Origin of the sequence: Alcanivorax sp. NBRC 101098 (assembly GCF_001010505.1) — a bacterium.
In the GTDB taxonomy this organism is placed as follows: domain Bacteria; phylum Pseudomonadota; class Gammaproteobacteria; order Pseudomonadales; family Alcanivoracaceae; genus Alcanivorax; species Alcanivorax borkumensis.
Genome location: NZ_AP014613.1, coordinates 874086 through 896749, shown reverse-complemented (window position 1 = coordinate 896749; position 22664 = coordinate 874086). Strand labels below are relative to the sequence as shown.

General features: G+C 54.8%; 23 protein-coding genes, 1 tRNA gene and 2 pseudogenes. 8 read left to right on the top strand and 18 right to left on the bottom strand.

The window, feature by feature from the left end:
- The first annotated feature begins 55 nt into the window (after positions 1-55).
- On the top strand, positions 56-1459 hold the full coding sequence (gene mltF, locus AS19_RS04160) for a membrane-bound lytic murein transglycosylase MltF (protein WP_082116344.1): 1404 nt from the start codon (positions 56-58) through the stop codon (positions 1457-1459).
- A 138-nt stretch (positions 1460-1597) separates the two neighbouring features.
- On the opposite strand, the gene AS19_RS04155 is transcribed toward mltF, so the two are convergent.
- The 3 genes from AS19_RS04155 to AS19_RS04145 form a co-directional block, all read right to left on the bottom strand.
- Entirely contained in the window at positions 1598-2062 is a 465-nt protein-coding gene (locus AS19_RS04155; RefSeq protein WP_046961727.1) for a hypothetical protein, read from the bottom strand.
- A gap of 113 nt (positions 2063-2175) precedes the next feature.
- Positions 2176-2252: transfer RNA gene (locus tag AS19_RS04150), tRNA-Val, on the bottom strand.
- A 100-nt stretch (positions 2253-2352) separates the two neighbouring features.
- Positions 2353-3048: a GntR family transcriptional regulator gene (locus AS19_RS04145; protein WP_011588066.1), complete on the bottom strand. Its 696-nt coding sequence runs from the start codon at positions 3046-3048 to the stop codon at positions 2353-2355.
- A gap of 194 nt (positions 3049-3242) precedes the next feature.
- On the opposite strand from AS19_RS04145, the gene AS19_RS04140 reads away from it, so the two are divergent.
- The gene (locus AS19_RS04140) at positions 3243-3788 is read left to right on the top strand and encodes a hypothetical protein (protein ID WP_046961726.1); all 546 of its coding nucleotides are present in this window, start codon (positions 3243-3245) and stop codon (positions 3786-3788) included.
- A 723-nt stretch (positions 3789-4511) separates the two neighbouring features.
- On the opposite strand, the gene AS19_RS04135 is transcribed toward AS19_RS04140, so the two are convergent.
- The 5 genes from AS19_RS04135 to dapA form a co-directional block, all read right to left on the bottom strand.
- Positions 4512-4745, bottom strand: coding sequence for a DUF6726 family protein (locus tag AS19_RS04135; RefSeq protein ID WP_011588064.1), 234 nt, complete (start codon positions 4743-4745; stop codon positions 4512-4514).
- Between the two features lie 85 nt (positions 4746-4830).
- Positions 4831-5547: a phosphoribosylaminoimidazolesuccinocarboxamide synthase gene (purC, locus tag AS19_RS04130; RefSeq protein WP_011588063.1), complete on the bottom strand. Its 717-nt coding sequence runs from the start codon at positions 5545-5547 to the stop codon at positions 4831-4833.
- A 26-nt stretch (positions 5548-5573) separates the two neighbouring features.
- Positions 5574-6347, bottom strand: a complete 774-nt coding sequence (locus tag AS19_RS04125) for an MBL fold metallo-hydrolase (protein ID WP_011588062.1) — start codon at positions 6345-6347, stop codon at positions 5574-5576.
- Positions 6347-6964, bottom strand: coding sequence for an outer membrane protein assembly factor BamC (gene bamC / locus AS19_RS04120; protein WP_011588061.1), 618 nt, complete (start codon positions 6962-6964; stop codon positions 6347-6349). The genes AS19_RS04125 and bamC overlap by 1 nt, the downstream gene beginning before the upstream one ends.
- Positions 6961-7845, bottom strand: a complete 885-nt coding sequence (gene dapA / locus AS19_RS04115; protein ID WP_011588060.1) for a 4-hydroxy-tetrahydrodipicolinate synthase — start codon at positions 7843-7845, stop codon at positions 6961-6963. Before dapA ends, bamC begins: the two co-directional genes overlap by 4 nt.
- Positions 7846-8158: 313 nt before the next feature.
- On the opposite strand from dapA, the gene AS19_RS04110 reads away from it, so the two are divergent.
- A complete protein-coding gene (locus tag AS19_RS04110) occupies positions 8159-8686 on the top strand; it encodes a glycine cleavage system protein R (protein ID WP_035460809.1) in 528 nt (175 codons plus the stop codon).
- A gap of 53 nt (positions 8687-8739) precedes the next feature.
- Positions 8740-9216 carry a thioredoxin-dependent thiol peroxidase gene (bcp, locus tag AS19_RS04105; protein ID WP_011588058.1) on the top strand — a complete coding sequence of 159 codons (477 nt, stop codon included), beginning with the start codon at positions 8740-8742 and terminating at the stop codon, positions 9214-9216.
- A gap of 46 nt (positions 9217-9262) precedes the next feature.
- Here the strand turns inward: bcp and AS19_RS04100 are convergent, their stop codons facing one another.
- Together AS19_RS04100 and AS19_RS04095 are read right to left on the bottom strand one after the other, a co-directional pair.
- On the bottom strand, positions 9263-10354 hold the full coding sequence (locus AS19_RS04100) for an AI-2E family transporter (protein WP_035460811.1): 1092 nt from the start codon (positions 10352-10354) through the stop codon (positions 9263-9265).
- A complete protein-coding gene (locus AS19_RS04095) occupies positions 10354-10617 on the bottom strand; it encodes a sulfurtransferase TusA family protein (RefSeq protein ID WP_231483484.1) in 264 nt (87 codons plus the stop codon). The genes AS19_RS04100 and AS19_RS04095 overlap by 1 nt, the downstream gene beginning before the upstream one ends.
- 125 nt (positions 10618-10742) lie before the next feature.
- Between AS19_RS04095 and AS19_RS04090 the strand changes: the two genes are divergently transcribed.
- A complete protein-coding gene (locus AS19_RS04090) occupies positions 10743-12176 on the top strand; it encodes a M48 family metalloprotease (RefSeq protein WP_011588055.1) in 1434 nt (477 codons plus the stop codon).
- 93 nt (positions 12177-12269) lie between these two features.
- On the opposite strand, the gene nadA is transcribed toward AS19_RS04090, so the two are convergent.
- From nadA to AS19_RS04055, 7 genes are all read right to left on the bottom strand, one after another.
- Positions 12270-13319 (bottom strand): quinolinate synthase NadA, encoded by a 1050-nt coding sequence (gene nadA / locus AS19_RS04085; protein WP_011588054.1) that lies wholly within the window; start codon positions 13317-13319, stop codon positions 12270-12272.
- A 165-nt stretch (positions 13320-13484) separates the two neighbouring features.
- Positions 13485-14753, bottom strand: coding sequence for a cyclopropane-fatty-acyl-phospholipid synthase family protein (locus AS19_RS04080; RefSeq protein WP_082116343.1), 1269 nt, complete (start codon positions 14751-14753; stop codon positions 13485-13487).
- 4 nt (positions 14754-14757) lie between these two features.
- Complete coding sequence (locus AS19_RS04075) at positions 14758-15576, bottom strand: DUF1365 domain-containing protein (RefSeq protein WP_046961725.1); 819 nt, start codon at positions 15574-15576, stop codon at positions 14758-14760.
- A complete protein-coding gene (locus AS19_RS04070) occupies positions 15576-16868 on the bottom strand; it encodes an NAD(P)/FAD-dependent oxidoreductase (protein WP_046961724.1) in 1293 nt (430 codons plus the stop codon). The genes AS19_RS04075 and AS19_RS04070 overlap by 1 nt, the downstream gene beginning before the upstream one ends.
- 56 nt (positions 16869-16924) lie before the next feature.
- On the bottom strand, positions 16925-18379 hold the full coding sequence (locus AS19_RS04065; RefSeq protein ID WP_046961723.1) for a deoxyribodipyrimidine photo-lyase: 1455 nt from the start codon (positions 18377-18379) through the stop codon (positions 16925-16927).
- On the bottom strand, positions 18376-19287 hold the full coding sequence (locus AS19_RS04060) for a MerR family transcriptional regulator (protein ID WP_046961722.1): 912 nt from the start codon (positions 19285-19287) through the stop codon (positions 18376-18378). Before AS19_RS04060 ends, AS19_RS04065 begins: the two co-directional genes overlap by 4 nt.
- Positions 19284-20303, bottom strand: a complete 1020-nt coding sequence (locus AS19_RS04055; RefSeq protein ID WP_173425771.1) for a DUF523 and DUF1722 domain-containing protein — start codon at positions 20301-20303, stop codon at positions 19284-19286. The genes AS19_RS04060 and AS19_RS04055 overlap by 4 nt, the downstream gene beginning before the upstream one ends.
- A 212-nt stretch (positions 20304-20515) precedes the next feature.
- On the opposite strand from AS19_RS04055, the gene AS19_RS04050 reads away from it, so the two are divergent.
- Positions 20516-20908: a DUF2493 domain-containing protein gene (locus tag AS19_RS04050; protein WP_035460815.1), complete on the top strand. Its 393-nt coding sequence runs from the start codon at positions 20516-20518 to the stop codon at positions 20906-20908.
- Between the two features lie 96 nt (positions 20909-21004).
- On the opposite strand, the pseudogene AS19_RS04040 reads toward AS19_RS04050, so the two are convergent.
- Positions 21005-21160: pseudogene (locus tag AS19_RS04040) on the bottom strand (ISL3 family transposase); the annotation flags it as partial.
- Between the two features lie 63 nt (positions 21161-21223).
- Between AS19_RS04040 and AS19_RS04035 the strand changes: the two are divergent.
- Positions 21224-22311 (top strand): IS3 family transposase gene (locus AS19_RS04035; protein WP_231860956.1). Its coding sequence is split into 2 segments (ribosomal slippage): positions 21224-21476 and positions 21476-22311, totalling 1089 coding nucleotides; the frame shifts between segments, so codons are not numbered across the junction.
- A 38-nt stretch (positions 22312-22349) separates the two neighbouring features.
- A pseudogene (locus AS19_RS04030) lies at positions 22350-22499 on the top strand (ISL3 family transposase); the annotation flags it as partial.
- Between the last annotated feature and the right edge of the window lie 165 nt (positions 22500-22664).

Genomic DNA, 22664 nt, shown 5'->3' with positions numbered 1-22664 from the left:
TTGACAATAAGCAGCAGCCATCTGTCTGGACAACCTGGTAGAGGTAGATCACCAAGTGACAGAACTCTTTCGACATAGCAAGCATTTGCTCGCCTCGCTGGCGCTGCTCAGCGTATTGGGGCTAATGTTAGCGATGCATCCCAGCCCCTCTGCCATAGAGCGCATCATGGCCCGTGGCGAGCTGGTGGTCCTGACGCGTCCATCCAACACCACCTATTACGAAGACCAGCACGGCTTCACCGGTATGGAGTATGAACTCGCCAAAGGGTTCGCTGACAGCCAGGGCGTGGAGTTGCGTATCCTCGAATCCGACGACCTGTCCTACATTCGATATGCCATCCGCAAAGGTACCGCTGATATTGTCGCAGCCGGCCTGATCGCCACTCCAGAACGTAGCAAGAGTCTGCGTTTCAGCACCGCCTACCAGAATGTCGATGTTCTGCTAGTCCGCCGCCTTACCAGCCCCCGAATTACTGACCTAAGCCAACTTAACCAGCAAACCATTGCCGTAAGCGCAGGTTCCAGCCACGCAGAGCTGCTTCTCAAGGCACAGCTTGAGAGCCCAGAGTTAGAATTCCAAGAAGTGGAAAATGCCACTCCGGAACAATTACTGGCCTTGGTGGAAGACGGTCAAGTGGATTACACCCTGATCAATTCCAACAGCTATACCCTGCAGAGAGCCCTCTGGCCCGACCTGGTCGCCGATTACACCGTCGCCAGAGACATGCCTCTGTCGTGGGCATTTAACCCCAAAGACGATAAAAGCCTATACCAGGAAGCACAGCGTTACCTGACCCAGGCCAAGGCAGACGGCACCACCGCCAAACTGGAAGACCGTTTTTACGGCCATGTAGAACAGTTCAACCTTTACGCAGCGCGCAGCTTTATGCGTCACTTGGATGATCGACTGCCTCTATACGAAGATCTATTCAAGCAAGCTGAAGAAGACAGCGGCTTTGACTGGCGCTTACTGGCCGCCCTCGCCTACCAAGAATCCCTGTGGGACCCGCAAGCCATCTCGCCCACCGGCGTGAAAGGCTTGATGATGCTCACGAACAATACTGCTCGTCAGATGGGCATCAGCGATCGAACTGACCCATCACAAAGTATCCGTGCCGGCGCCGGCTACCTGCGCCGCACCCATGCGCGGATTCCCGATCGTATTCCTGAGCCCAGCCGTACCTGGATGGCACTGGCTGCCTACAATGTGGGGTACGGGCATTTGGAAGATGCCCGCGTACTCACCCAGCGCCAGGGCGGCAACCCGGACAACTGGCAGGACGTTAAACAACGCCTGCCTCTACTGGCCAAGCCCGCCTACGCGGATCAACTCCGCTACGGAACAGCGCCAGGCGGCCAAGCAGTGGCCTATGTCCGTCACATTCGGCGCTATTACGATCTCTTAGTATGGGCAGAAAACTCCCGTCGTCGTGATGACACACTCATCGCTCTGAATTAATCCAAGCACCATCTGCCTAGCAATCACACGTTGAACACGCGAACCCACCCGGTGCTTACTGCCGGCGTACGACCAAGGCCATCCCCAAACCCAAATCCAAATTGCACGCACCGCTCAGGCAAAAAGAGCAAAGCCGCCTCATACATCATTTCGGTGGTAGAAACGCAGCTCTTCAAGAGAGCCACGCACACGTTCCACGAGTGCGTTACTGAGTTGGCGATAATCAGGATAAGGCGTTAACAGCAACCGCTTTTGCGGGTCTATGGCGACCCCCGGTACTGCCTGCAAATGCTGGGCATTGTGTTGCAAGCTGGTGAACCGTGACAGATTCTCCTTGCCCCCGATCCAATGCCAACACGGTGCCTGCACCAGTTCCGGCATGAAACAAAACGCGGTTTCCCGAAACAAGACCTCATCTCGAAAATGCCGCCAATCACTCTCTACCGGGCAGGCTACCTTGGCCAGAAGGGTCACGATCTTACGCCAATGATTGGAATTAGCCGCCAGCAATGCTGCAACATCAAGGGTCATTTCATTGGGTCGATGCGGCAAATACAAAATCAGGGTCGGGCTGGTAGCACCCAAATAATCGGCGTTATGCATGCAACCATACTCGTGCTTGAGGAACGCATATTCTACCGATTGCGACACTGGAGAAGCGAAAACGAAAAAGGGCTTGTCGCAGTAATTACTGCGACAAGCCCTTCGTCTGAATCTGGTAGGCACGAGTGGATTCGAACCACCGACCCCCACCATGTCAAGGTGGTGCTCTAACCAACTGAGCTACGTGCCTAAAGAGGGTGGCAATTCTATGCAGCTTGATCCGTCAGGGCAAGACCCCCGTTGCAGATTACCGGCCATCAGCCAAATATCCACAACACAATGAGGAGTAATTACTTACGACGTCGCGAACCCCAGGCGGTTTCAATCTGCCGAGCACGGGTGATGGACTCTTCCACCAGCTCCGACTGATGCTCTGCAAATTCCCGAATAATTTCCAGCGCCGAGCGTACATCACGGCGAAAAATAGTTTCCACCAACGCCTTAAAGAACGACAAACACTCCTTTATTTCATCAGGCTCCAAATGCAACGCCATGAAGTAAGCCCGCTGCATAGCTGGCTGCATGTTAATCAACACATCTTCCACAAAAACATTACGCGCGAATGGATAAAGATGCTCCAGGAAACGAAAACTAAGAGTAAAAAAAGCATCATAATCCCGCTCTTCAGCCTCCACCTGTAACCCGTGGACCAGTTCGATGAAAGAATCCATATCTTCTTCTCGAACCACTTTAATAGCCTTTCGAATCACTAAACCCAGCAGCACCTGCATGACTTCATACAGATTACGCACATGGGTCTCTGACATCTCTTTCACCACGGCACCACGGCGAGGAAGAATGTCGATAAGCTGGCGACGCTGCAGGATCAATAAAGCCTCACGGACCGAACCTCGGCTGACATCAAGCTCACCGGCCACACGGAGTTCCTGAATGCGATCTCCCGCCAGCATATCGCCATGAATAATCTGCTGCGCAAGATGCTGGGCAATTTGCTCAGAGAGGCTTTCTTTTGCTTTGAAACCCATCGAACCCCCGGTACCTGTTGAACAATTCAGTCCATTTTGTCTGACTATAGTACACAAAAAAACCGCCACCAAGTGCAGGCTTTACTGACCCTCACCCACCAACAATCACTACATTGGTGCCATACTGACTCCCAGTAACACAGAGTCTTCTACAGCAAGAATGATGACCACATCAAAAAAACAGGCGGAGCGTCATGAACCAGAGCCTCATCACCCAGTTACCCAGAGTGGAACAACTGTTCGACCGTTACGCTGAACGTTTCGGCAAACAGCAAACAGCGTACCGTAACCATGTATACCGACTGGTGAATCTAGTCATAGCGCAACGGCCCTTGAACGTAGAAGAGCTGGATAAATTACAGATTGCTGCTTTTTTCCATGATGCGGGGATCTGGTTAGCTGGCACCTTCGATTACTTGCCGTCTTCGTCCCGCCAAGCAGATCACTATCTGCAGGAGGAGCAGCTGGAAGATTGGAGTCATGATGTACACAACATGATCATGAATCATCACAAAGTTAGCCGTTTCAGCCACAACCATTTGGATCTTACTGAGGCCTTCCGTCGGGCCGACTGGATCGATGTTAGCCTTGGACTACTGCGTTTCGGTGTTCCCATGGCCAGAATTCGGCTGATCAAACGCAGCTTCCCCAACGCAGGCTTCCACCCGCTATTGTTGAAACTCAGCGGTCGGCAAATACTCAAGCAACCCTGGAGACCATTTCCTATGTTCAGGCGGTGAGCTTCGACCGACACTGTTTTATGGCTGAAAAAGTTACCCACAACTTCTGTGGATAACTCTGTGAATAGACTGTCAGGAACCTTCCCCACCACCTGCCACGCCTACCATTACATTAAAGTGATGAAAAAATGGCCATAAAATTAAACCATTTAAAATCATATACTTACAAATAAACATAACAAATCAACAGCTTAGCGATCAGCCTTCGCACAGCAGATGAAAAAATGCAGACATGCTGTGCAAAACTGTTGCCCATGAACAGGGCATTAAGGAAAAAGCAAGAGGAGACGACACAAATTTCAACTTAATATTGATCGAGAGACTTATCGTTCAGGGTAATTTGAACAGACAGACAAAAGAATCTAAGTAACCTCTGAAAAACGCCTTACATGCTCAGCGTCAGCCAGAAAGGTACAAATGTTGTGTTTTATCGCAACGGGCAGCAGGTGAAGCCTTCACAGGCCACACTCTTCAGATCTTCCGGATGGACCGCACTCGTTATTATGCTTTTCATTGGATGAGCATCTCTCGACCTCCTTAAAGGAGGCAACCCCAAAACCGCGCCAAGATCGCGATCCTGCCTGAAAATCTAGGCCCGCAAAAGGTTTCAACCGTCCGTTAGAACGAGGGGATATTTCTCTTAGACAGCCAACCTATTACAAGCGTCAACGTATCAGCCAGTCCTGACTGCACTGGCCGCAGGAAAGACTAAGCCAATCGAGTTTATAACGGTATCTTATCGATGCTATCCGCCGTGTTATCAATGGCACCATCGACTTTTTCAAGGGCTTCATCGGCAGCATTGCCCGCCACTGGAATAATTGACAATACGGCCCCAACCACAGAGCCTGCCGCTCCCACTAAACGCATGGGCGTGGTGGCCAACTTGGTCAGAAAGCAACCACTAAGAACCGCAGCCAACAGAGCAATAGCGGCTAAACGCATCACAGATTTCATACTCCCACCTTTTCTACTTATTTTTAATTGGCAGTATTACCCATCAAATCACTGGCTGCAGCTTGATGGGTAATGGTTAACGATTTTAATATTCGAAGGTCATTCCCAGACGCTTACCCACTTCTTCATAGGCTTCAACCACTCCGCCCAACCCCTGACGGAAACGGTCTTTATCCAATTTTTCGCGGCTATCCTTGTCCCACAAGCGGCAGCCATCCGGGCTAAATTCATCCCCCAGTAATACCTCACCTTTAAACATGCCAAACTCCAGCTTGTAATCCACCAGCAGCATGCCCCCGTCCAGAAACAGCTGTTTGAGCACGTCGTTCACCGCAAAGGTGAGGGTTTTCATCTGTGCCACCTGATCGTCGCTGGCCCAACCAAAGCTACGAATATGGAAATCATTGACCATGGGGTCCCCCAAGTCATCGTCCTTTAAGAAGAACTCAAACGTTGGCGGCGTCAACTCCAGGCCCTCTTCCACACCCAAGCGGCGGCATATGGAGCCCGCAGCAATATTACGCACCACGCATTCCACCGGAATCATATCTAGCTTCTTCACCAGGGATTCAGTGGCCGATAGGGTTTTCTCAAAATGGCAGGGGATGCCCGCCGCTTTCAGCTTTTCCATAATGGCTGCGTTGAACTGATTATTCACTGCCCCCTTGCGAGCCAATGCCTCTTTTTTCTTACCATCAAAGGCGGAGGTATCGTCACGAAACAGCATAATCAGCATGTCTTCGTCATCGGTGGTGTACACGGACTTGGCTTTGCCGGCATACAACTCGTCGCGTTTTTCCATGGAAAGGCCTATTACTCAGGTCAGCATTAATGTACTTGTAGCCAGTCAAACCCTTCCGTCTGACTAGCAACGCTAATTCGTTCACGCCCGCGGGTTACCACCCGTTGCACGGCATCCAGTGCATGCAGGGACGTGTTGTTCTGTTCGCTCAGGTGCGACAGCACCAAATGCTGCAGGCGATCCACATTGGCCTGACGCAACAGCGCCGCAGCCTGATCATTACTCAGGTGGCCTAACATACCACCCACACGTCGTTTCAACGATGCTGGGTACGGTCCTGAGGCTAGTAATTGCGAGTCGTGATTGCATTCTAATACTAAGGCATCGCAGTCCCTGTAGGCATCAACCACATGGGGGGTAATCGCACCCAAGTCGGTAAGCACTCCCACCGTGCGCTGCTGCCAAGAAAAGCGATACTGGCAAGGTTCACGAGCATCATGGGGCACCAGCACCGGCAGAACTTCCATCGCTCCCAGTGTAAACGTCCGACCGGGGCGAATTTCTTGCCAGTTAGCCTCTTTCAGGCTGGCGCGTTTGTCGTGCACAGCGCTGGCGGTGCCAAATGAGCTATATACCGGGCACCCCACTTTACGGGCCAACGCCCCGGCGCTACGAATATGATCTCCGTGCTCATGGGTGACCAAAATCGCACTGAGCTGATCGGCGACCAGCCCCAGCTGCCCCAATCGCACCTCAGTTTCCTTAATGGTAAAACCACAATCAACCAACACCAAAGTGTCGTCAGCGTGCACCAGCGTGGCGTTGCCTTTACTGCCACTGCCCAATGAGGCCAGCTGCATTAATCGAGCTCGTCGTAGATTCGCTCAAGAATGGCCTGCCCCGGGATTTTATCCACCAGTGCGGAGCCCTTCTCATTCAACACAGCCACCTGAATACCGTTGGTCGTATGGCTTAATTTCAACTGTGCTTCGCGGGCACCCAACTCATACCGATCGGGAACCTTAAGGTAAAAGATACCCACTTCTCGATCACGATCACTGACCTTTAAATCCGTCTGTTTTAGGGCATCACTCACATATTCCCATGCCCAGGCGTAGCGAGTGGACATCATGATAATCGGGTAACCATTGCCATCCCGACCTAGCAATGCTTTAGCGGATTCACCACGCGGAGCAGACTCAACGTTTTCGTTGCCAGAGGCACTCCCCAACACCACCAGTTGCGGCGGGCGCGGTGCCTCAAAACGCTTTTCATCTTCACCAGGAGCGGTTAGCCGCTCATCCTCGCGAGGCACCGCATACAGGGGCTGCTCACCAATAAACACGCCACCGTCGGGCACTTTAATCGGGTCGGTCACGGCCGCTTTACGGTATTCCAAACTGCTGTCTGGCAACCAGCTACAACCAGCCACCATCAAAGCGAGCATGAGTGGTGCCAGCAACGCCGCTTTCTTCATTTAACCTCCAACAGGCCGCATTGGCGCATGGTTTCACGTAACCGCGGCTGAGCCGCTTCTGACATCGGCACCAACGGTAGCCTGATACCTGCGTCAATTAGGCCCATTTCAAACAGTGCCCATTTCACCGGGATCGGATTCGCTTCAATAAACAGATCACGATGCAGGGGTTCGAGTTCCGCATTCAGTGCCCGAGCGGTATCCGCATCACCAGCCAGAGCCGCCTCACACATGGCGGCCATCTTCGCCGGGGCCACGTTAGCGGTCACCGAAATATCGCCATGTCCGCCAGCCAAAATAAAGTCCATGGCGGTGGCGTCATCGCCAGAATAAAGCATGAAATCATCAGAACAGCGCTCACGGATTTCGCGAGCCCGCTCCAAATTACCGGTGGCTTCCTTTATGCCCACGATGTTCGGCACTTTACTCAAGCGCTCCACGGTTTCCGGCAGTAAATCGCAAGATGTTCGACCGGGCACGTTATACAGTATTTGCGGAATATCTACCGCACGAGCTATCGCCAAGAAGTGTTGATACAGACCTTCCTGGGGCGGCTTGTTGTAATAAGGCGTCACCAACAGGCAAGCGTCTGCGCCATCTCGTTTGGCATCTCGAGTCAGGCGAATGGCTTCTTCTGTGTTGTTGGCACCAGTACCGGCAATAACCGGAAGGCGGCCCTTAGCCAGCGCCACCACTTCACGGATCACGCTATCGTGCTCTTCAAACCCAAGGGTAGCGGATTCACCGGTCGTCCCCACAGCTACGATGGCATGGGTGCCTTGTTCTACATGCCAATTAACCAGCGAGCGCAATCGCTCCCAGTCTACGGACCCATCTGCACGCATGGGGGTCACCAGCGCCACTATGCTGCCGCGAATCATGCCTGTCTCCTATTGTGCGCAAACCCGTTGCGCCACTCAATGCGCTCAACGATGCCTCCCAACTAGCGAGCCCTATCGTCGGGTGAAGGGCGCTATGGTAAACCCCGCCCCCAAAGCGGACAAGGAGCGCGTCTGCGGTTTACTACCTGGAATGCAACGTACAGCTTCAGACCCGTCTTCTCGGCAAGTGTTCAGTCTGAGATGAACTGGGTAAACTGATTGGCCAAATACACCTCATAAGAAGGCAAATTTCGTGCCCGCCACCGGTACGTGGACCTAAATATTGACGGCACTAGCAAAACGGAGAACAACAATGGATCAGTTGATTGTGATTTCTGCCTTAGGCACGGACCGGCCAGGCATTGTGCAGGCCCTGTCCAAGGCCGTGTTGGAATACGATGGCAATATCATGGATTCACGGATGACCGTACTCGGGGGGGAATTTGCTGTACTGATGCTGGTTGCCGGCAACGCCGCCACTTTGGACAGCTTAGAAGCCGGGCAGCAACAGTTGGCCGATCAACTAAACTTGCGGATAACCCTTAAACGCACCCGCGCCCCGGAGGCTAGCTCCGCCGCCCTGCCCTACGAAGTGGAAGTAGTGGCCATGGACAATCCGGGCATTGTCCATGAAATCGCCCACTTCTTCTCCGGGCGCAACATTAACATCGATGACCTACACACGGGCACCTACGCCGCCCCACACACTGGCACCCGCATGTTCAGCCTGCATCTAACTTTGAGCATGAACGCGGAACACTCCGTGGCCCAGCTACGCGACGCTTTTCTGGATTTTTGTGAAGCCCGCAACCTGGATGCCACCATGACGCCAAAACGCTAGCTGGGCGCAACGCAGCAAACTCATCAAGACTACCAAAGAGAACGGAATTCAATATGGCACACCCCAAAATTGGCAATCTGGCACCCAACTTCAAACTACCGGATCAAGATGGAAATCAGGTTGAATTGAAAGCGTTCAGGAATCAAAACCCGGTGGTGATTTTCTTTTACCCCAAAGCCTTGACCCCGGGCTGCACCACCCAGGCCTGCGGCATTCGTGACACCCAGGCAGAGCTTGAAAAACGGGGAGTCGTGGTATTTGGCATCAGCCCGGATGCAGTAGCACGCTTGCCCAAGTTTATCGACAAGCATTCCCTGAACTTCACCCTATTATCCGACGAAGATCACGCCATCGCCGAGAAATACGGCTGTTGGGGCATGAAGAAATTCATGGGCAAGGAATTCATGGGGCTTATCCGCACCACCTTTATCATCGGCAAGAATGGCAAACTGCTAAAGGTAATGGACAAATTCAAAACCAAAACCCATCACGAAGACCTGCTAGCTGAACTGGACGCGCTAGGGCTTTAACGCCACCTCACCAGTAAAAAGGGGCTTTCGCCCCTTTTTCTTTGCCTCATGCCTCTGGCTGGGATGCTAGCTTCCCGGGAGAATAGTCTGCCTGCCGAGGCCAGGCATTGATCACAGCTTTAATCAACGTCGCCAACGGGATGGCAAAGAACACCCCCCACAACCCCCATAGCCCGCCGAATAACAGAATGGCGGTAATAATCGCCACAGGATGCAAATTCACCGCCTCGGAAAACAACAGCGGTACCAGAATATTGCCATCAATAAACTGGATGATGCCATATACGATCATCACCAGCGCAAAGTCACCACCCCAACCGAACTGCACGTAAGCCACTGCCGCCACCGGCAAGGTGACCACTGTGGCGCCGATGTATGGCACCACCACCGACAGCCCGACCAGCACCGCCAGCAACACCGCATAATTCATATCCAGTAGTATGAAAGCGATAAACGTTGAACCGCCGACCAGCAGAATTTCAATCGCCTTACCTCTCACATAATTGGCGATCTGACCGTCCATTTCGTGCCATACGTGAGAAAGAATCCGCCGCTTACGAGGCAAAAAGCCCAGCATCCAGTTGACCAGGGTTTCCCTGTCTTTCAAAAAGAAAAACACCAACAAAGGGACCAGCACAAGAAACACCATTATTTCTACCAGGTTGGGAATCGATGCCAGCGACAACGTCAGCACTCCCTGGCCCGCCTCAGCCACCTCCCGCTGAATTACCGCGACAATGGAATTCACCTGATCCATGGAAATCACTTCTGGATAGTGAGCCGGCAGGCCCCGCAGCCAGATTTCCCCATTTTTGAGCATATGGGGCAGCTGATCCTGAACTAACAACACTAGCTGTCGCCACACCATAGGCAACAGCACCACCAAGGTGGCGGTCAACAGGCCAACAAACAGCACAAATACCAAATTGACCGCGAGCATACGCCTAACGCCCCGGCGCTCCAGCGCCCCCACCAGCCCCTGCATTAGATAGGCCACCACCATGGCCGTAAACACCGGCGCTAGCATGCCACCAAAAAAAGCAATCACCAGCCCAACGGCCAACAGCAGGACAACTAAATACACCGCCTCTTCGTCAGAAAAATAACTATCGGCCCAATTTTTCAGTATGCGTAGCATCAAGGCTCCTGTGTGCCGCAACGGATCACGAAATAGTAACAGCCTTTCGATTCCCCCATGCGAACTAGCGCATGGCAGGACTGTCTCAGATAGGCGGGAATATCATTGGCTGACCCCGTGTCCGTGGCAATCACTTCCAGCAATTGCCCGGCACGGAGCTGCCGCAACGCCTGCCGGGTTTTCAACAGCGGCAACGGGCACTGTAACGTGGACGCATCCACATGGAGATCAACCTTGTGTTCAGACATCTGGTGCTTAGTCATTCTTATCACTTCATTCATTGTCGCCCTGCCGGCATTATAGTCATAAGAGAGCCTTTGAATAACGCCTTGTGTAGCGATACTCAAGGTTACCCTACCCGTTACGACTCTCTGAACGGAGCCACGACTTGACGTTGTTTTTGCGTACATTTTTGCTATTCAGCTGCTGCTGGCTAGCCAACCCGTCCAGTGCCGATAACAATCTTCCGGTGCTAGGCGACCCTACCGCAGCGCTCATGTCTTCCGGCCAGGAATACCGCTTGGGTCGTGCTTGGCTACGCAGTCTGCGCGGGCAGACTTCCATCATGTCCGACCCCATGTTGCAGGAATACGTGGAGAGCCTAGTCTACCGGCTAGCCTCCTACAGCGACCTGAAAGAACCCAACCTGGATATCGTGGTAATAAACAGTCGCCAGATTAACGCTTTTGCAGTGCCCGGTGGGGTAATCGGGCTCAACGCCGGCCTGTTTCTAAATGCGGAGAGCGAAGACGAAGTCGCCGGAGTGGTTGCTCACGAAATTGCCCACGTAAGCCAGCGGCACTTTGCCCGCCGATACTTAGATTCAAAAAAAATGAACACTGCGGTGCTGGCCGCCATGCTGGCCAGCCTGGCCGTTGCCATTGCCGGCGACGGTGAAGCTGGGATGGCCGGTATCGCAGCCACCCAGGCCGGGGCCATTCAGGCTCAACTGGCCTATTCTCGTCAAAATGAACGCGAAGCTGACCGGGTGGGCATGCAGACCCTCGCCGCCTCTGGCATGGACCCAAGCGCCATGCCGCGCTTTTTCGAACGTATGCACGATAGCCAACGTTTCTCCGGAAATCCGCCGGAGTTTCTGCTCACTCACCCGGTCACCGAAAGCCGAATTGCTGACAGCCGCGCCCGCGCCCGCGCCCTTCCACCGGCACGTCTATCCGTTTCCACCAGTTTTCTGCTGGCACAGGCCCGCCTCAAGGCAGGCTTCATTACCTCTGATGAGCAAGCCATTGAATATTTCAAACGCTACAGCAATGAACGCAGTGCGTTAGGGTTACAGGCCGCACGATACGGCCTAGCCCTGAGCTATCTGCGTGCCAATCACTATGATCAGGCTCGCGGATTGATGCAGGGGCTAGCCGATCAATACCCCGATCAACTCTGGTTCCGCCTAGGGTTAGCTGAAGTGGCGCTGGATGAAGGTAGCTACCCGCTAGCGATTAAAGAAACCGGGTGGGTACTGAACATTTCACCGGACAATTACGCCGCGTCCATACTGCAAAGCAAAGCCTACCTGCGCAGCAAGCAACCAGAAAAGGCCCTGCCATTACTCAAACCGCTACTCAAAGACCACATCAATGATCCTCACATCTGGGACCTGCTGGCTGATGCCTACGGCAACAGTGGCGACACCGTGCGCGCCCTGCATGCCCGTGCCGAAAGCCAGTTTCTACGCGGCAACGATTCTAAAGCCCAGCAACAAATGCGCTATGCCCTGCGCGACGCAGAGAATGACTTTGCTTTGCACAGCAAATTGAACGGGCGCCTGCGAGAAATGAAGCGATTATCTGAAGAAGAGTTCTGAGCGCGGTGGCGGGGTACTGTCTAAATCGCAAGAATACAACCTGCGTTGTTTGCACAGGTTGTATCAGGCGTCACACAAAATAATAGCGGCCGGTCACGCTTTCAACTTGCGGCCGAAATCCAACATGCGGTTCAACGGCACCATGGCTTTTTCTGCCAGCGACGAGTCCACGAAAATTTCCTGCCCCATGCCGTTGGCATCTTCCAGCACCGCGAGCATGTTCTGCAGGCCATTCATTGCCATCCACGGACAGTGAGCACAACTGCGACAGGTCGCACCGGAGCCCGCCGTCGGCGCTTCCAAGAAGGTTTTGCCCGGCGCTAACTGCTGCATCTTGTAGAAAATGCCCTTGTCGGTGGCAACGATGAACACCTCATTGTCCATCTCGCAAGCGGCCTTGATCAGCTGTGAGGTTGAGCCGACCACATCCGCCATTTCCACCACCGAGGCCGGGGATTCCGGGTGCACCAGAATAGCGGCATCCGGGTAGGCGGCTTGCAAATCATGCAACCCTTTAGCTTTAAACTCTTCGTGAACAATGCAGGCACCGTCCCAACACAATACATCGGCGCCAGCTTTATCACGAACATAGCCGCCAAGGTGCTTGTCCGGCGCCCACAGAATTTTTTCACCGTTGCTATCTAGATGCTCAATCAACTCCACGGCGATGGACGAGGTGACCACCCAATCGGCACGGGCTTTCACCGCAGCGGAAGTATTGGCATAAACCACCACAGTGCGGTCCGGGTGCTGGTCGCAAAATGCGGAAAACTCTTCTTCCGGACAACCGATATCCAATGAACAGGTCGCTTCGAGTGTCGGCATGAAGACGCGTTTTTCCGGGCTAAGAATTTTGGCGGTCTCACCCATAAACTTCACCCCGGCCACAATCAACGTGGACGCAGGATGGTCTTTGCCAAAGCGGGCCATTTCCAAAGAATCAGACACACAGCCACCGGTTTCTTCCGCCAACGACTGAATTTCCGGGTCTGTGTAGTAATGCGCTACCAACACCGCATCGCGTTGACGCAACAACGCCTTGATCCGATCACGATAGGATGCGCGTTGCTCTTCGCTGAGCGTGTCCTCGGGCTCCACCTCAGCTAAATGCGCCTGGACCCGTGCTTGTGCCTCTGCCGTCATTGCCTTACCGCCCGGGGTTTCCCCCTGAAATCAACAACTTGGAAAATTGATAAAAGAATAAGGCGGGCATAATACCACAACAGCCAAAAACCGCTGAATAGCGGCCTGTTGTTAGCCCTGCAAAGGATTAAATGCGTCCGACGAGGGCGGTTTTCAAGCTTCCCTTCAAGCTTGGAAGGAAGGCCGGTAAGCGGGTCCGGCGGCAACCAGATGCACCGTGCTGATGGCCCGCTCCAGGAACGCGCCCTCGCAATAGCACAGGTAATATTCCCACATACGCACGAACCGCTCATCAAAACCCAGCTCGCGAATGCGGGGCAGCGCATCATGAAAACGCTGGCGCCAGTGATTTAAGGTCAGCGCGTAATCATGACCGATGTCGTGCAGTTCCGTGGTCACCAAGCGGGTATGGCGCGTGAGGTTGTCGCACATCACCGACACACTGGGCAGGAAACCGCCGGGAAAGATATAACGCTTAATGAAGTCCACCTGCTTCAATGCATAGTGGTAACGCTGGTCCGGCACCGTGATTGCCTGAATCAGCAGCAACCCTTCCGGCTTCAAACGCTTGCCCAACACATCAAAATAGCCAGGCAAAAATTCCGCCCCCACCGCTTCGATCATTTCCACGGACACCACCCTGTCATACTGTCCGGTGAGTTCGCGATAATCCTTTTCCAGAATGGTGATGCGATCACTTAGCCCGGCATCGGCAACCAGATCACGGGCATAACGGGCCTGCTCGCGGGATATCGTTGTGGTGGTAACGGTGACCCCGTAATGCTGCGCTGCATGCAGCGCTAAACCGCCCCAGCCCGTGCCAATTTCAAGCACCGTCATGCCGGGCTGTAATTGCAGCCGTTGGCAAATCAAATCCAGCTTGTGCACCGAGGCCTCCTCCAGGGACGCCTCCGGGCGCGAAAAAACCGCACTGGAATACATCATGGTGCGATCAAGAAACAGGCTGAAAAAATCATTGCCCAGATCGTAATGCGCGGAAATATTTCTGCGCGATCCTTGCAGCGAATTGCGATTATAGCGGTGCAGCATTCTCAACGCGGGTTTGGACAGCGCGGCAAAGCCGCCTTCCAGCGCTTGGATGGCGTCCACATTTGCGGCGAAATACCGTATTACCTTAACCAGGTCCGGGCTCGACCAGCTTTGTTCCATAAACGCCTCTGCCGCCCCCATCGCCCCACCGCTCATCATCATGCTGTAGGTGCACCAATCGGTGAGTACGATATGGCCGATTGCCTGGCTATTGTGTGAATCGCCGAGTAACACGGTGTTTCCATCCGGCTCATCAATACGCAGGCCGCCGTGTGGCACTTTCGCCAGCTTATTCAACACCAGAGTACGAGCCACTGATTGCGACCAACTCAATGTGCCGGCCTGGATACTTTTATTGTTAGAGGCTCTATCGCCAGACAGCATTACCTTACTCCCTGTTTCCATCATCGCCTGAATCACCATCATCACGTTGAGCGTTCTCGCCAGCGGGGTGACCGTGAAAGACCGCGCCTTTACGCCACAGTTTGAAGGCCTGCCAATAAATATTTTTCAGCGTGGCCAACCCTTGGGCACCAAACCGGAAAATGCCCTTGCCCATGGCGGCGGAATCCGGCGCAACTAATTGCAACTTCATTCCGGCCTTGAACACGCAGACCTGTTTATCCCGGTCCTCTAACCCTATTCGCAGATCGGGTAAGGCAACGTGAAGATGCCAATGGTATTGCAGCAGCATGGGCAAGAAAGGGGACACATGAAAAGCCTTGGGGTGGTTCACCAGCAGCACCCCGTTTTCATTTCGGGAAAACGTGAGAGGGTAAAAATGGCGCTCTCGCCATGGGGTATTTTGCACCTCGGCGATCATGCTGTCGGGCTGGCTTTTTCCTTGCGGGAAATGCAGGTACAACACCAATGGATTAAACAGGGTTCCGAAGGTACGCCACTGCGCCAGCATAACCGTTCTGCCATGGCTCCAGTTCAGCCCCAGGCTGAGCGCTTTTCCGCGAACTTTTTCCGCTAACGGCACGGCACGAGTATCCAGGTAATCCTGATCACGAAAAGTGACCGGTCGCCACCTCCTGCCCCAGGCCCAGTGCCGCCCGAGCATGGCATCAATTTTTTCCAGATCGCACCAAACCATCCACAGCGGGTAATCAAAGCTGTGGGTAAACGGTTGCAACCGTTGATGCCAGACGCGCCCGCGCGCAATAGCATAGGGTGTCAACGGGTCATTGACCGAAGCCTCCATCACGCAACGCTCCCTGCCTGCGCCTTGCCAGTGATCCCTGCCACCACGTTCAACGCAGACACCACACCATCTTCATGGAAACCATTGCGGCACCAGGCACCAGCAAACCAGGTGGCATTTTTGCCATTGTCTTTCAGTAATTGTTCCCGGGCCGCCACCGTCTGCGGTGTGAATAACGGATGCGCAAAATGGTAACGGGCGAGTACCTTTTTGGTGTCAATTCGGTCACTGGCATTCAGCGTGACACAGAAGGTTTCCGGGGCAGCAATACCCTGCAGAATATTCATGTTATAGGTCACTTGAACCCGTTCCTGATCCTGCGCATACAACATGGCATTCCAGCTGGACCATACCCGTTCCCGACGCGGTAGCAACGCTGTATCCGTATGCAGGACCACTTCATTATCCTGGTAACCCAATTGCGACAGGTTGGCTTCTTCCCGTTCGTCTGGATCACTGAGTAACGCTAGCGCCTGGTCGCTGTGGCAGGCCAGCACAACCTGATCGTAATGCTGCTCTGCCCCGCCTACGGTGACGGTGACACCGGCACCGCCCTCTACACCCACTCCCGCTGAGCCCCGTCGTATCGACTGCACCGGGGTGCAGGTATGAAAGGTAGCGTTGCAACCCTCCACCAGGGGCTTCACGTATTGATTGGAACCACCAGGCACCACGAACCACTGGGGCCGATCATTCAACGACAATAAACCATGATTCTGAAAAAACTGGATAAAAAACCGGGCAGGAAAAACTTCCATCTGCTCCAGCGAGCAAGACCAGATAGCCCCGCCCATGGCGAGAATATAATCCCGGGCAAAGCGTTCACTGTAACCCTGCTCACGCAGATACTGCCCCAAAGGAAGGTCTCCCTTGGCGCTATGAAGCAAAGCCGGTGCCTGCTTATTGAAGCGCAAGATGTCACGAATGAAACGCCAGTGTGAAAAGCTCAGCAGATTGCGTTTCTGGGCAAACATGCCCCCCAGCCCATCGCCGCAGTATTCCAGCCCGTTCTTCTCATCACTGACCGCAAACCCCATAGGAGTGGGTTGGCCCTGCAAGCCAAGCTCCTCCAACAAACGAAGGTAATTCGGGTAGGTTCGATCGTTGAATACAATAAAACCTACATCAATAGCGTAATCACCATGGGGTCGAGATACCGGAATCGTACAGGTATGCCCACCCAGATAATCATTGGCTTCAAATACCTCGACCTGATGACCCGCTTTTGACAGATACCAAGCGGTGCTAAGCCCACTAATACCGGCTCCAACAATAGCAATACGCTGACTCATGTCTTTCCCTTCCTACTATTGCCCATGGCCGGCGGCGACACGGGGTGTTGCTGATCCTAAGAGGTTTTATCAAACCGGCTTTTAGCCGCCTTGAACGCTACCGTCACCCGCTCACGCACTCCCGCATGGGGCACCACCGGTGGTGGATAATCCCGGGCCAGTAGCGGCTGCTTCCAGGGCTCATGGATTTGCTTGCTATCCAAGTCGCGCAATTGCGGCACCCAATGAGCAATAAAACGGCCTTCGCTATCAAAACGTTGCCCCTGACGAACCGGATTAAACACCCGAAAATAAGGCACCGCATCGGTGCCAGATGAGGCACTCCACTGCCAGCCACCGTTATTGGCGGCAAAGTCCCCATCGATCAAATGTGTCATAAAGAACGCTTCACCGCGGCGCCAATCCAGCCAAAGATGCTTACTGAGAAACATGGCTGTCACCATGCGTAGCCGGTTATGCATCCAGCCGGTGGCAACCAGCTGCCGCATGGCTGCATCCACCAGCGGGTACCCCGTACGCCCTTCACACCAAGCGGCGAATAGCTCGTCATCATTTTTCCATTCCAGCAAATCCGTTTCCGGCCGGAAGCCTTGTCCGCGGCTAACGCGAGGAAACTGCGCCATGATCTGGCGGTAAAAATCCCGCCAGGCCAACTCGCCGATCCAGCAGGCAGCACCATCACGGCTACCCGCATCCGCCATGGCCTGGGTTGCGGCCCGGAAACAACTGGCCACCGACAGGGTTCCCGCCGATAGCGCCACCGATAAGCCGCTGGTGCCAGACAAATCAGGAAAATCACGGTTGCGGCGATAGTCGGCCAGCGACCGCTCCATAAATTGATCAAGTTGTTGCCAGGCGGCCTCTTCTCCAGGCGCCCATTGCTGCGTTAGCGCCTCAGGCACGTCCAGCATTTCAAGGGCCTTCGCCACAACCTTAGCCCCCATAAACGTACCTTCAGCCCTGCATTGTGATGGCACCGGTGTCATCGCCGGGTGATGATCGGCCATCCATACATCCCAACGTTTCTTATAAGCCCCAAACACCGTATACGGTGTTCCTTTACCGGTGCGCAGTGCCGCGGGTGGAACTAACACGCCATCGTCGAAACCGCGCAGGATAATCCCTTGCTCACGCAGGCGTTCAGCCACCAGTGTGTCTCGCTGCTTTTCATTGAGCGGATACTCACGATTGCAATACAGGTGAGTCACACCTTGGCTCTGGGCAAATTCTGCTAACGCCTCCGGCACCTTCTCGAAGGTGTCCACATCCAGCACATGCAGATCAATGCCGCGGTTAGCCAGGGACTCGCCCAGCTCACGCAAGCTTTCCAACACATACCAGCGGCGCAACGGCGCCACCTGATGACGATCCCATTGCCCCTGACACAGACAATACACCGCCAGCGCCTGTGGCCTCGTCTCACCCGCGCTTATCGATGACTCTGTCAACGCAGCGTGCAGAGGCGAGTGTGCCGCGACACGCAGGTCGTTGCGGTACCAGACCAGATTCATGGCGTACTCCAGGATTGTTGAAGTCGATCCAGTTCGCTCGCCAGCCCCTGCCGACGCCCGCCAAGCTGGGCTACCTCTTGCGGCAGTGTCATTTGCGATAGATCCAGCCCCCAGCACGCCTCACTGAGGCCACAACCAGAAGCGATACCGATTTGCTGACGCTGGCCCGCCGTTGGCCAGCGATCCACCACCCAGAGCACACCACCGGCCCGTTGCGCCAGGCTTTTGAGTACACTGCGCAGTTCTACCGTCACCAAAGGAGCCCCCAGACACCAGAGCGGGCGGTTCAATACCATCGCCAGTTCCAGTGCCGGCAAGGCTCTACCCACCGGCACCAGCAACCAGCCGGCCTCCCCACCCCGTGGCGCCAGCGATAATGCCCGCGACGACCACTTGGCCTGCAGCACACCGTCAAACAGGGTGAGCCATCCACCCAGGGCTGAAGTGTCAGCCAAACGTGCCCGCACGGGATCACAAAAGTGATCCAGTACCAGAGCATGGCTATAATCATTCAGCAGCCCATTGAGCAACTGTTCCAGACGGCGGGTGTTGAGCGACTCCAGCGCGCAGATCGCGTCTGTTACTGCCCCGCGCCAAGGCCCTTGCTGTTCGGCACCCTGTTCCCACACCGCCCCGTTAGCCGCTGCTGAATCAGCCAGTAGCCCCGCCACCTGACTGATCGGCACCCCTCGCTCCAGCCAATGCTGAATCTGCTCGATACGAGCGATATCCACTTCGCTATAACGCCGATGCCCTTTGTCCGTGCGTGCGGGCGTCAACAAACCATAACGACGCTCCCAGGCACGCAAAGTCACTGCGGGGATACCGCAATGCATGCTCACGTGCTGAATGCTGATGCTACCGGCTTGTCGGTCCGCAACTTGAACCCTGCTTGTAGACTCGCTCATACCCGATTTCTCAGGCCTAGCGGGTCCGGGTACGGGGAAAGATAGCGCTGCTGGGCCAAGTAAGGCTGATCGGTTTTACGCAGGGCACCACGCAACAGGGTCATCGGCACAACCAGCGGCACCTCTTCACGCAGATAAGCGTCTATCTGTTCGTTGATCAACGCCCTGTCGTCTCCACCTAGATCCTGGCGCAAAAACCCGGCCAGATGTTGCAGGGTATTCACATGGGCGCCCCGGGATACACGCTTCTTCATGGCGGACATCACCGCATGAATATAATCCCCGGCAATGTCTTGCAGCGGGCGCGCTTGAAGGTCCGCCAGCATGGGGCCCACTTCACGGTAGGTTTTCTGGCAATGAGCCAACAGCTGAAATTTGTGACGGCTATGGAACACAATCAGCTTTTTCGCGGTCAGGCCTTGTTCCATCATCTGACACCAGTCGTCATACAGGAACACGCGCTCGATAAAGTTTTCACGCAGAGCGGCATCATTCAGGCGCCCTTCTTCTTCCAGTGGCATTAGCGGATAACGGCGTGCCAGGGCCGCAGCGAACAGCCCGCTGGCATCCCGACGTTGTACATTGCCCGCCTCGTTGTAGACACGGATTCTTTCCATCCCGCAGCTGGGAGACTTGGCCATCAGAATATAGCCACGCAACGGCGCTAGTGACGGCAACGTCCGGTCGATGAAATCCATCATCATCCCGGTGCAATCTCGCTTACCATCCGTGGTTAGCAGCCGCAGCGACGCTTCAGAGCCTTCGCCTGCGTCATTATTCACCGGATGGTTTTCCCCATCGTCCACCAAATGCATTGCTTTGCGCGGTGCCGACATTCCTGCCCCCATTTCTGGACACTGGGAGCGAAACTCAAAGTACTGCGACAGAACCTCGGTACAGTAACGCGAATGCTTGTGGCCTTTATCGTGGCGCACCTCCAAGCCCAGCAAACAGGCGCTGATACCAACCGGAATACGCGCCAGAATGTCCTTTTTCTCAGATTTAACCGCGTCCATGGAGTGACCTCAGTGGCAGTAGAGGCTGGCAAGCAGTTCCGCCGGCACCTCAGGGTTATACAAAAGTAGAAATCTGTACAACCTTACCCCAGCGACCTGTCAACGCATTGTGAAGGTGTTCCATCACACTTCAGCAAGACAGTGATCACAAAGGTGCAATCGTTGAAGTCTATGCTTATACTCCTCAAAACACTGACCTTATGGACAGCAAAATGCGTATTCTTGTCTGCGGTGGCCGTGATTTTGACAACCAGGCTCTACTGGCACGCACCCTGAACCGTCTACATCGGGATAACACCCTATCCCTCCTCATCCATGGCAATGCCAGCGGTGCGGACCGTCTGGCTGGGCAGTGGGCCCATGACCACGGTATTGATCAGGTGAGCTACCCTGCCAACTGGAAAGCCCATGGTCGAGCTGCTGGCCCCATGCGCAACCGCCGAATGCTGCACCACGGCCGTCCGCAGGCAGTGATTGCCTTTCCCGGCGGACGCGGCACAGCACATATGGTCGCGCTTGCAGAGCAAGCGGGTTTGCCGGTGTGGAGGCCTGCAGAAGAACAGGAAGCCTGCGGGTTTCAAGGTATTGGGGAGTTACAGCGCTAATTCACCTACCGCGCAAAGATCATCAAGGAAGAAAATAGGGGTAAGCGGATTAAATGGTTGATGGGGCACCTTCACCCCATCAATCTGATACCACCCTCAGATGGTTGATAGATCGACTCCGTAGTTGAGTTCCTCTGCGAAGTCCGGCAGTCCGTAACCGATGGTTTTCTTGTAGAAAGGAGAGACCTTCGCAGTCGGTGCCTTCTTCTTGTGCTTCGTGGTGTAGAGCATTCGTGCCCGCATCACGGTAATCCCCCCGCCCAGTAGTTGACGTCAGAAGTGGAATTTTCTCGTAGTCTGACCCGAGGAGGTTCCATGAAGAAGTCCCGCTTCACCGACAGCCAGATCATCGCCGTACTCAAGCAAGCTCAGGCTGGTACACCCGTTCCGGAGCTGTGCCGCGAGCACGGCATCAGCTCGGCGACGTTCTACAAGTGGCGCAGCAAGTTCGGCGGCATGGACGCGTCGCTGATGTCCCAGCTCAAGGAGTTGCAGGACGAGAACCGGCGCCTGAAGAAGATGTACGCTGACGCCCAGCTCAGTGCGGACCTGCTGAAGGAAGCGTTGTCAAAAAAATGGTGAGGCCATCTCAACGCCGGGAGATGGCCCGAGCAGCGGTTGAGGGCGGACATGCGAGCATACGGCACGCCTGCCTGACCTTCGAGGTCAGCGAGACCTGCTACCGCTATCAGGCGAAGGCCTGTGAAGAGAACGCCAGGATCGCCGACTGGCTGGTCCGGCTGACCACGGCCTACAAGGATTGGGGCTTCGGCCTGTGTTTCCTGCACCTGCGCAACGTCAAGGGCTTTGGCTGGAACCACAAGCGGGTCTACCGCATCTACCGGGAGCTGGAGTTGAACCTGCGGATCAAGCCGAAGAAGCGGCTCGTGCGCGAGCGTCCGGAGCCGCTGGCGGTGCCCGAGGCGATCAACCAGGTCTGGTCGATGGACTTCATGCACGACCAGCTCAGCGACGGGCGCAACTTCCGGCTGTTCAACGTGCTGGACGACTTCAATCGCGAAGGGCTGGGCATCGAGGTCGACCTATCCCTGCCCGCGGCCCGCGTGATCCGGTCGCTGGAGCAGATCATCGAGTGGCGCGGCAAGCCACGCGTGATCCGTTGCGACAATGGCCCCGAGTACATCAGCGGCGCGCTGCTGGCCTGGGCAGAACGGCAAGGTATCCGGATCGAACACATCCAACCGGGCAAGCCGCAGCAGAACGCCTACGTCGAACGCTACAACCGCACCGTGCGCTACGCCTGGCTGGCCCGAACCCTGTTCGACACCATCGAGCAGGTGCAGGATAAGGCCACCAGCTGGCTATGGACTTACAACCACGAGCGCCCGAACATGGCACTCGGCGGCATCACACCCATGCAAAAACTGGCCCTTGCCGCGTAGCTCCACTTTTGGGGTCCGCTAAAAGCGGGGGGATTACCGTGATGCGGGCACGAATGCTCTACACCACGAAGCACAAGAAGAAGGCACCGACTGCGAAGGTCTCTCCTTTCTACAAGAAAACCATCGGTTACGGACTGCCGGACTTCGCAGAGGAACTCAACTACGGAGTCGATCTATCAACCATCTGAGGGTGGTATCAGATTGATGGGGTGAAGGTGCCCCATCAACCATTAAATCCGTATACCCATAATGATCAGCAGAATCACGGTGGAGCACACCAGGAATAACCCCTGGGCCTCCATGCCAAAGCCGATCTCCGTTTTGTCCAGCAAGCTATTCATGCGCCGCGCCGT

What these genes read in the sequence shown, in the direction of transcription:
- AS19_RS04075 (WP_046961725.1), bottom strand. Translation starts at nt 15,576, where the DNA reads ATGGAGGCTTCGGTCAATGACCCGTTGACACCCTATGCTATTGCGCGC.
- AS19_RS04055 (WP_173425771.1), bottom strand. Translation starts at nt 20,303, where the DNA reads ATGGACGCGGTTAAATCTGAGAAAAAGGACATTCTGGCGCGTATTCCG.
- dapA (WP_011588060.1), bottom strand. Translation starts at nt 7,845, where the DNA reads ATGATTCGCGGCAGCATAGTGGCGCTGGTGACCCCCATGCGTGCAGAT.
- AS19_RS04140 (WP_046961726.1), top strand. Translation starts at nt 3,243, where the DNA reads ATGAACCAGAGCCTCATCACCCAGTTACCCAGAGTGGAACAACTGTTC.
- nadA (WP_011588054.1), bottom strand. Translation starts at nt 13,319, where the DNA reads ATGACGGCAGAGGCACAAGCACGGGTCCAGGCGCATTTAGCTGAGGTG.
- AS19_RS04070 (WP_046961724.1), bottom strand. Translation starts at nt 16,868, where the DNA reads ATGAGTCAGCGTATTGCTATTGTTGGAGCCGGTATTAGTGGGCTTAGC.
- AS19_RS04095 (WP_231483484.1), bottom strand. Translation starts at nt 10,617, where the DNA reads ATGACTAAGCACCAGATGTCTGAACACAAGGTTGATCTCCATGTGGAT.
- bamC (WP_011588061.1), bottom strand. Translation starts at nt 6,964, where the DNA reads ATGAAGAAAGCGGCGTTGCTGGCACCACTCATGCTCGCTTTGATGGTG.
- bcp (WP_011588058.1), top strand. Translation starts at nt 8,740, where the DNA reads ATGGCACACCCCAAAATTGGCAATCTGGCACCCAACTTCAAACTACCG.
- AS19_RS04125 (WP_011588062.1), bottom strand. Translation starts at nt 6,347, where the DNA reads ATGCAGCTGGCCTCATTGGGCAGTGGCAGTAAAGGCAACGCCACGCTG.
- AS19_RS04135 (WP_011588064.1), bottom strand. Translation starts at nt 4,745, where the DNA reads ATGAAATCTGTGATGCGTTTAGCCGCTATTGCTCTGTTGGCTGCGGTT.
- AS19_RS04100 (WP_035460811.1), bottom strand. Translation starts at nt 10,354, where the DNA reads ATGCTACGCATACTGAAAAATTGGGCCGATAGTTATTTTTCTGACGAA.
- AS19_RS04155 (WP_046961727.1), bottom strand. Translation starts at nt 2,062, where the DNA reads ATGCATAACGCCGATTATTTGGGTGCTACCAGCCCGACCCTGATTTTG.
- AS19_RS04080 (WP_082116343.1), bottom strand. Translation starts at nt 14,753, where the DNA reads ATGCTGTCTGGCGATAGAGCCTCTAACAATAAAAGTATCCAGGCCGGC.
- AS19_RS04050 (WP_035460815.1), top strand. Translation starts at nt 20,516, where the DNA reads ATGCGTATTCTTGTCTGCGGTGGCCGTGATTTTGACAACCAGGCTCTA.
- AS19_RS04110 (WP_035460809.1), top strand. Translation starts at nt 8,159, where the DNA reads ATGGATCAGTTGATTGTGATTTCTGCCTTAGGCACGGACCGGCCAGGC.
- AS19_RS04145 (WP_011588066.1), bottom strand. Translation starts at nt 3,048, where the DNA reads ATGGGTTTCAAAGCAAAAGAAAGCCTCTCTGAGCAAATTGCCCAGCAT.
- AS19_RS04065 (WP_046961723.1), bottom strand. Translation starts at nt 18,379, where the DNA reads ATGAATCTGGTCTGGTACCGCAACGACCTGCGTGTCGCGGCACACTCG.
- AS19_RS04060 (WP_046961722.1), bottom strand. Translation starts at nt 19,287, where the DNA reads ATGAGCGAGTCTACAAGCAGGGTTCAAGTTGCGGACCGACAAGCCGGT.
- purC (WP_011588063.1), bottom strand. Translation starts at nt 5,547, where the DNA reads ATGGAAAAACGCGACGAGTTGTATGCCGGCAAAGCCAAGTCCGTGTAC.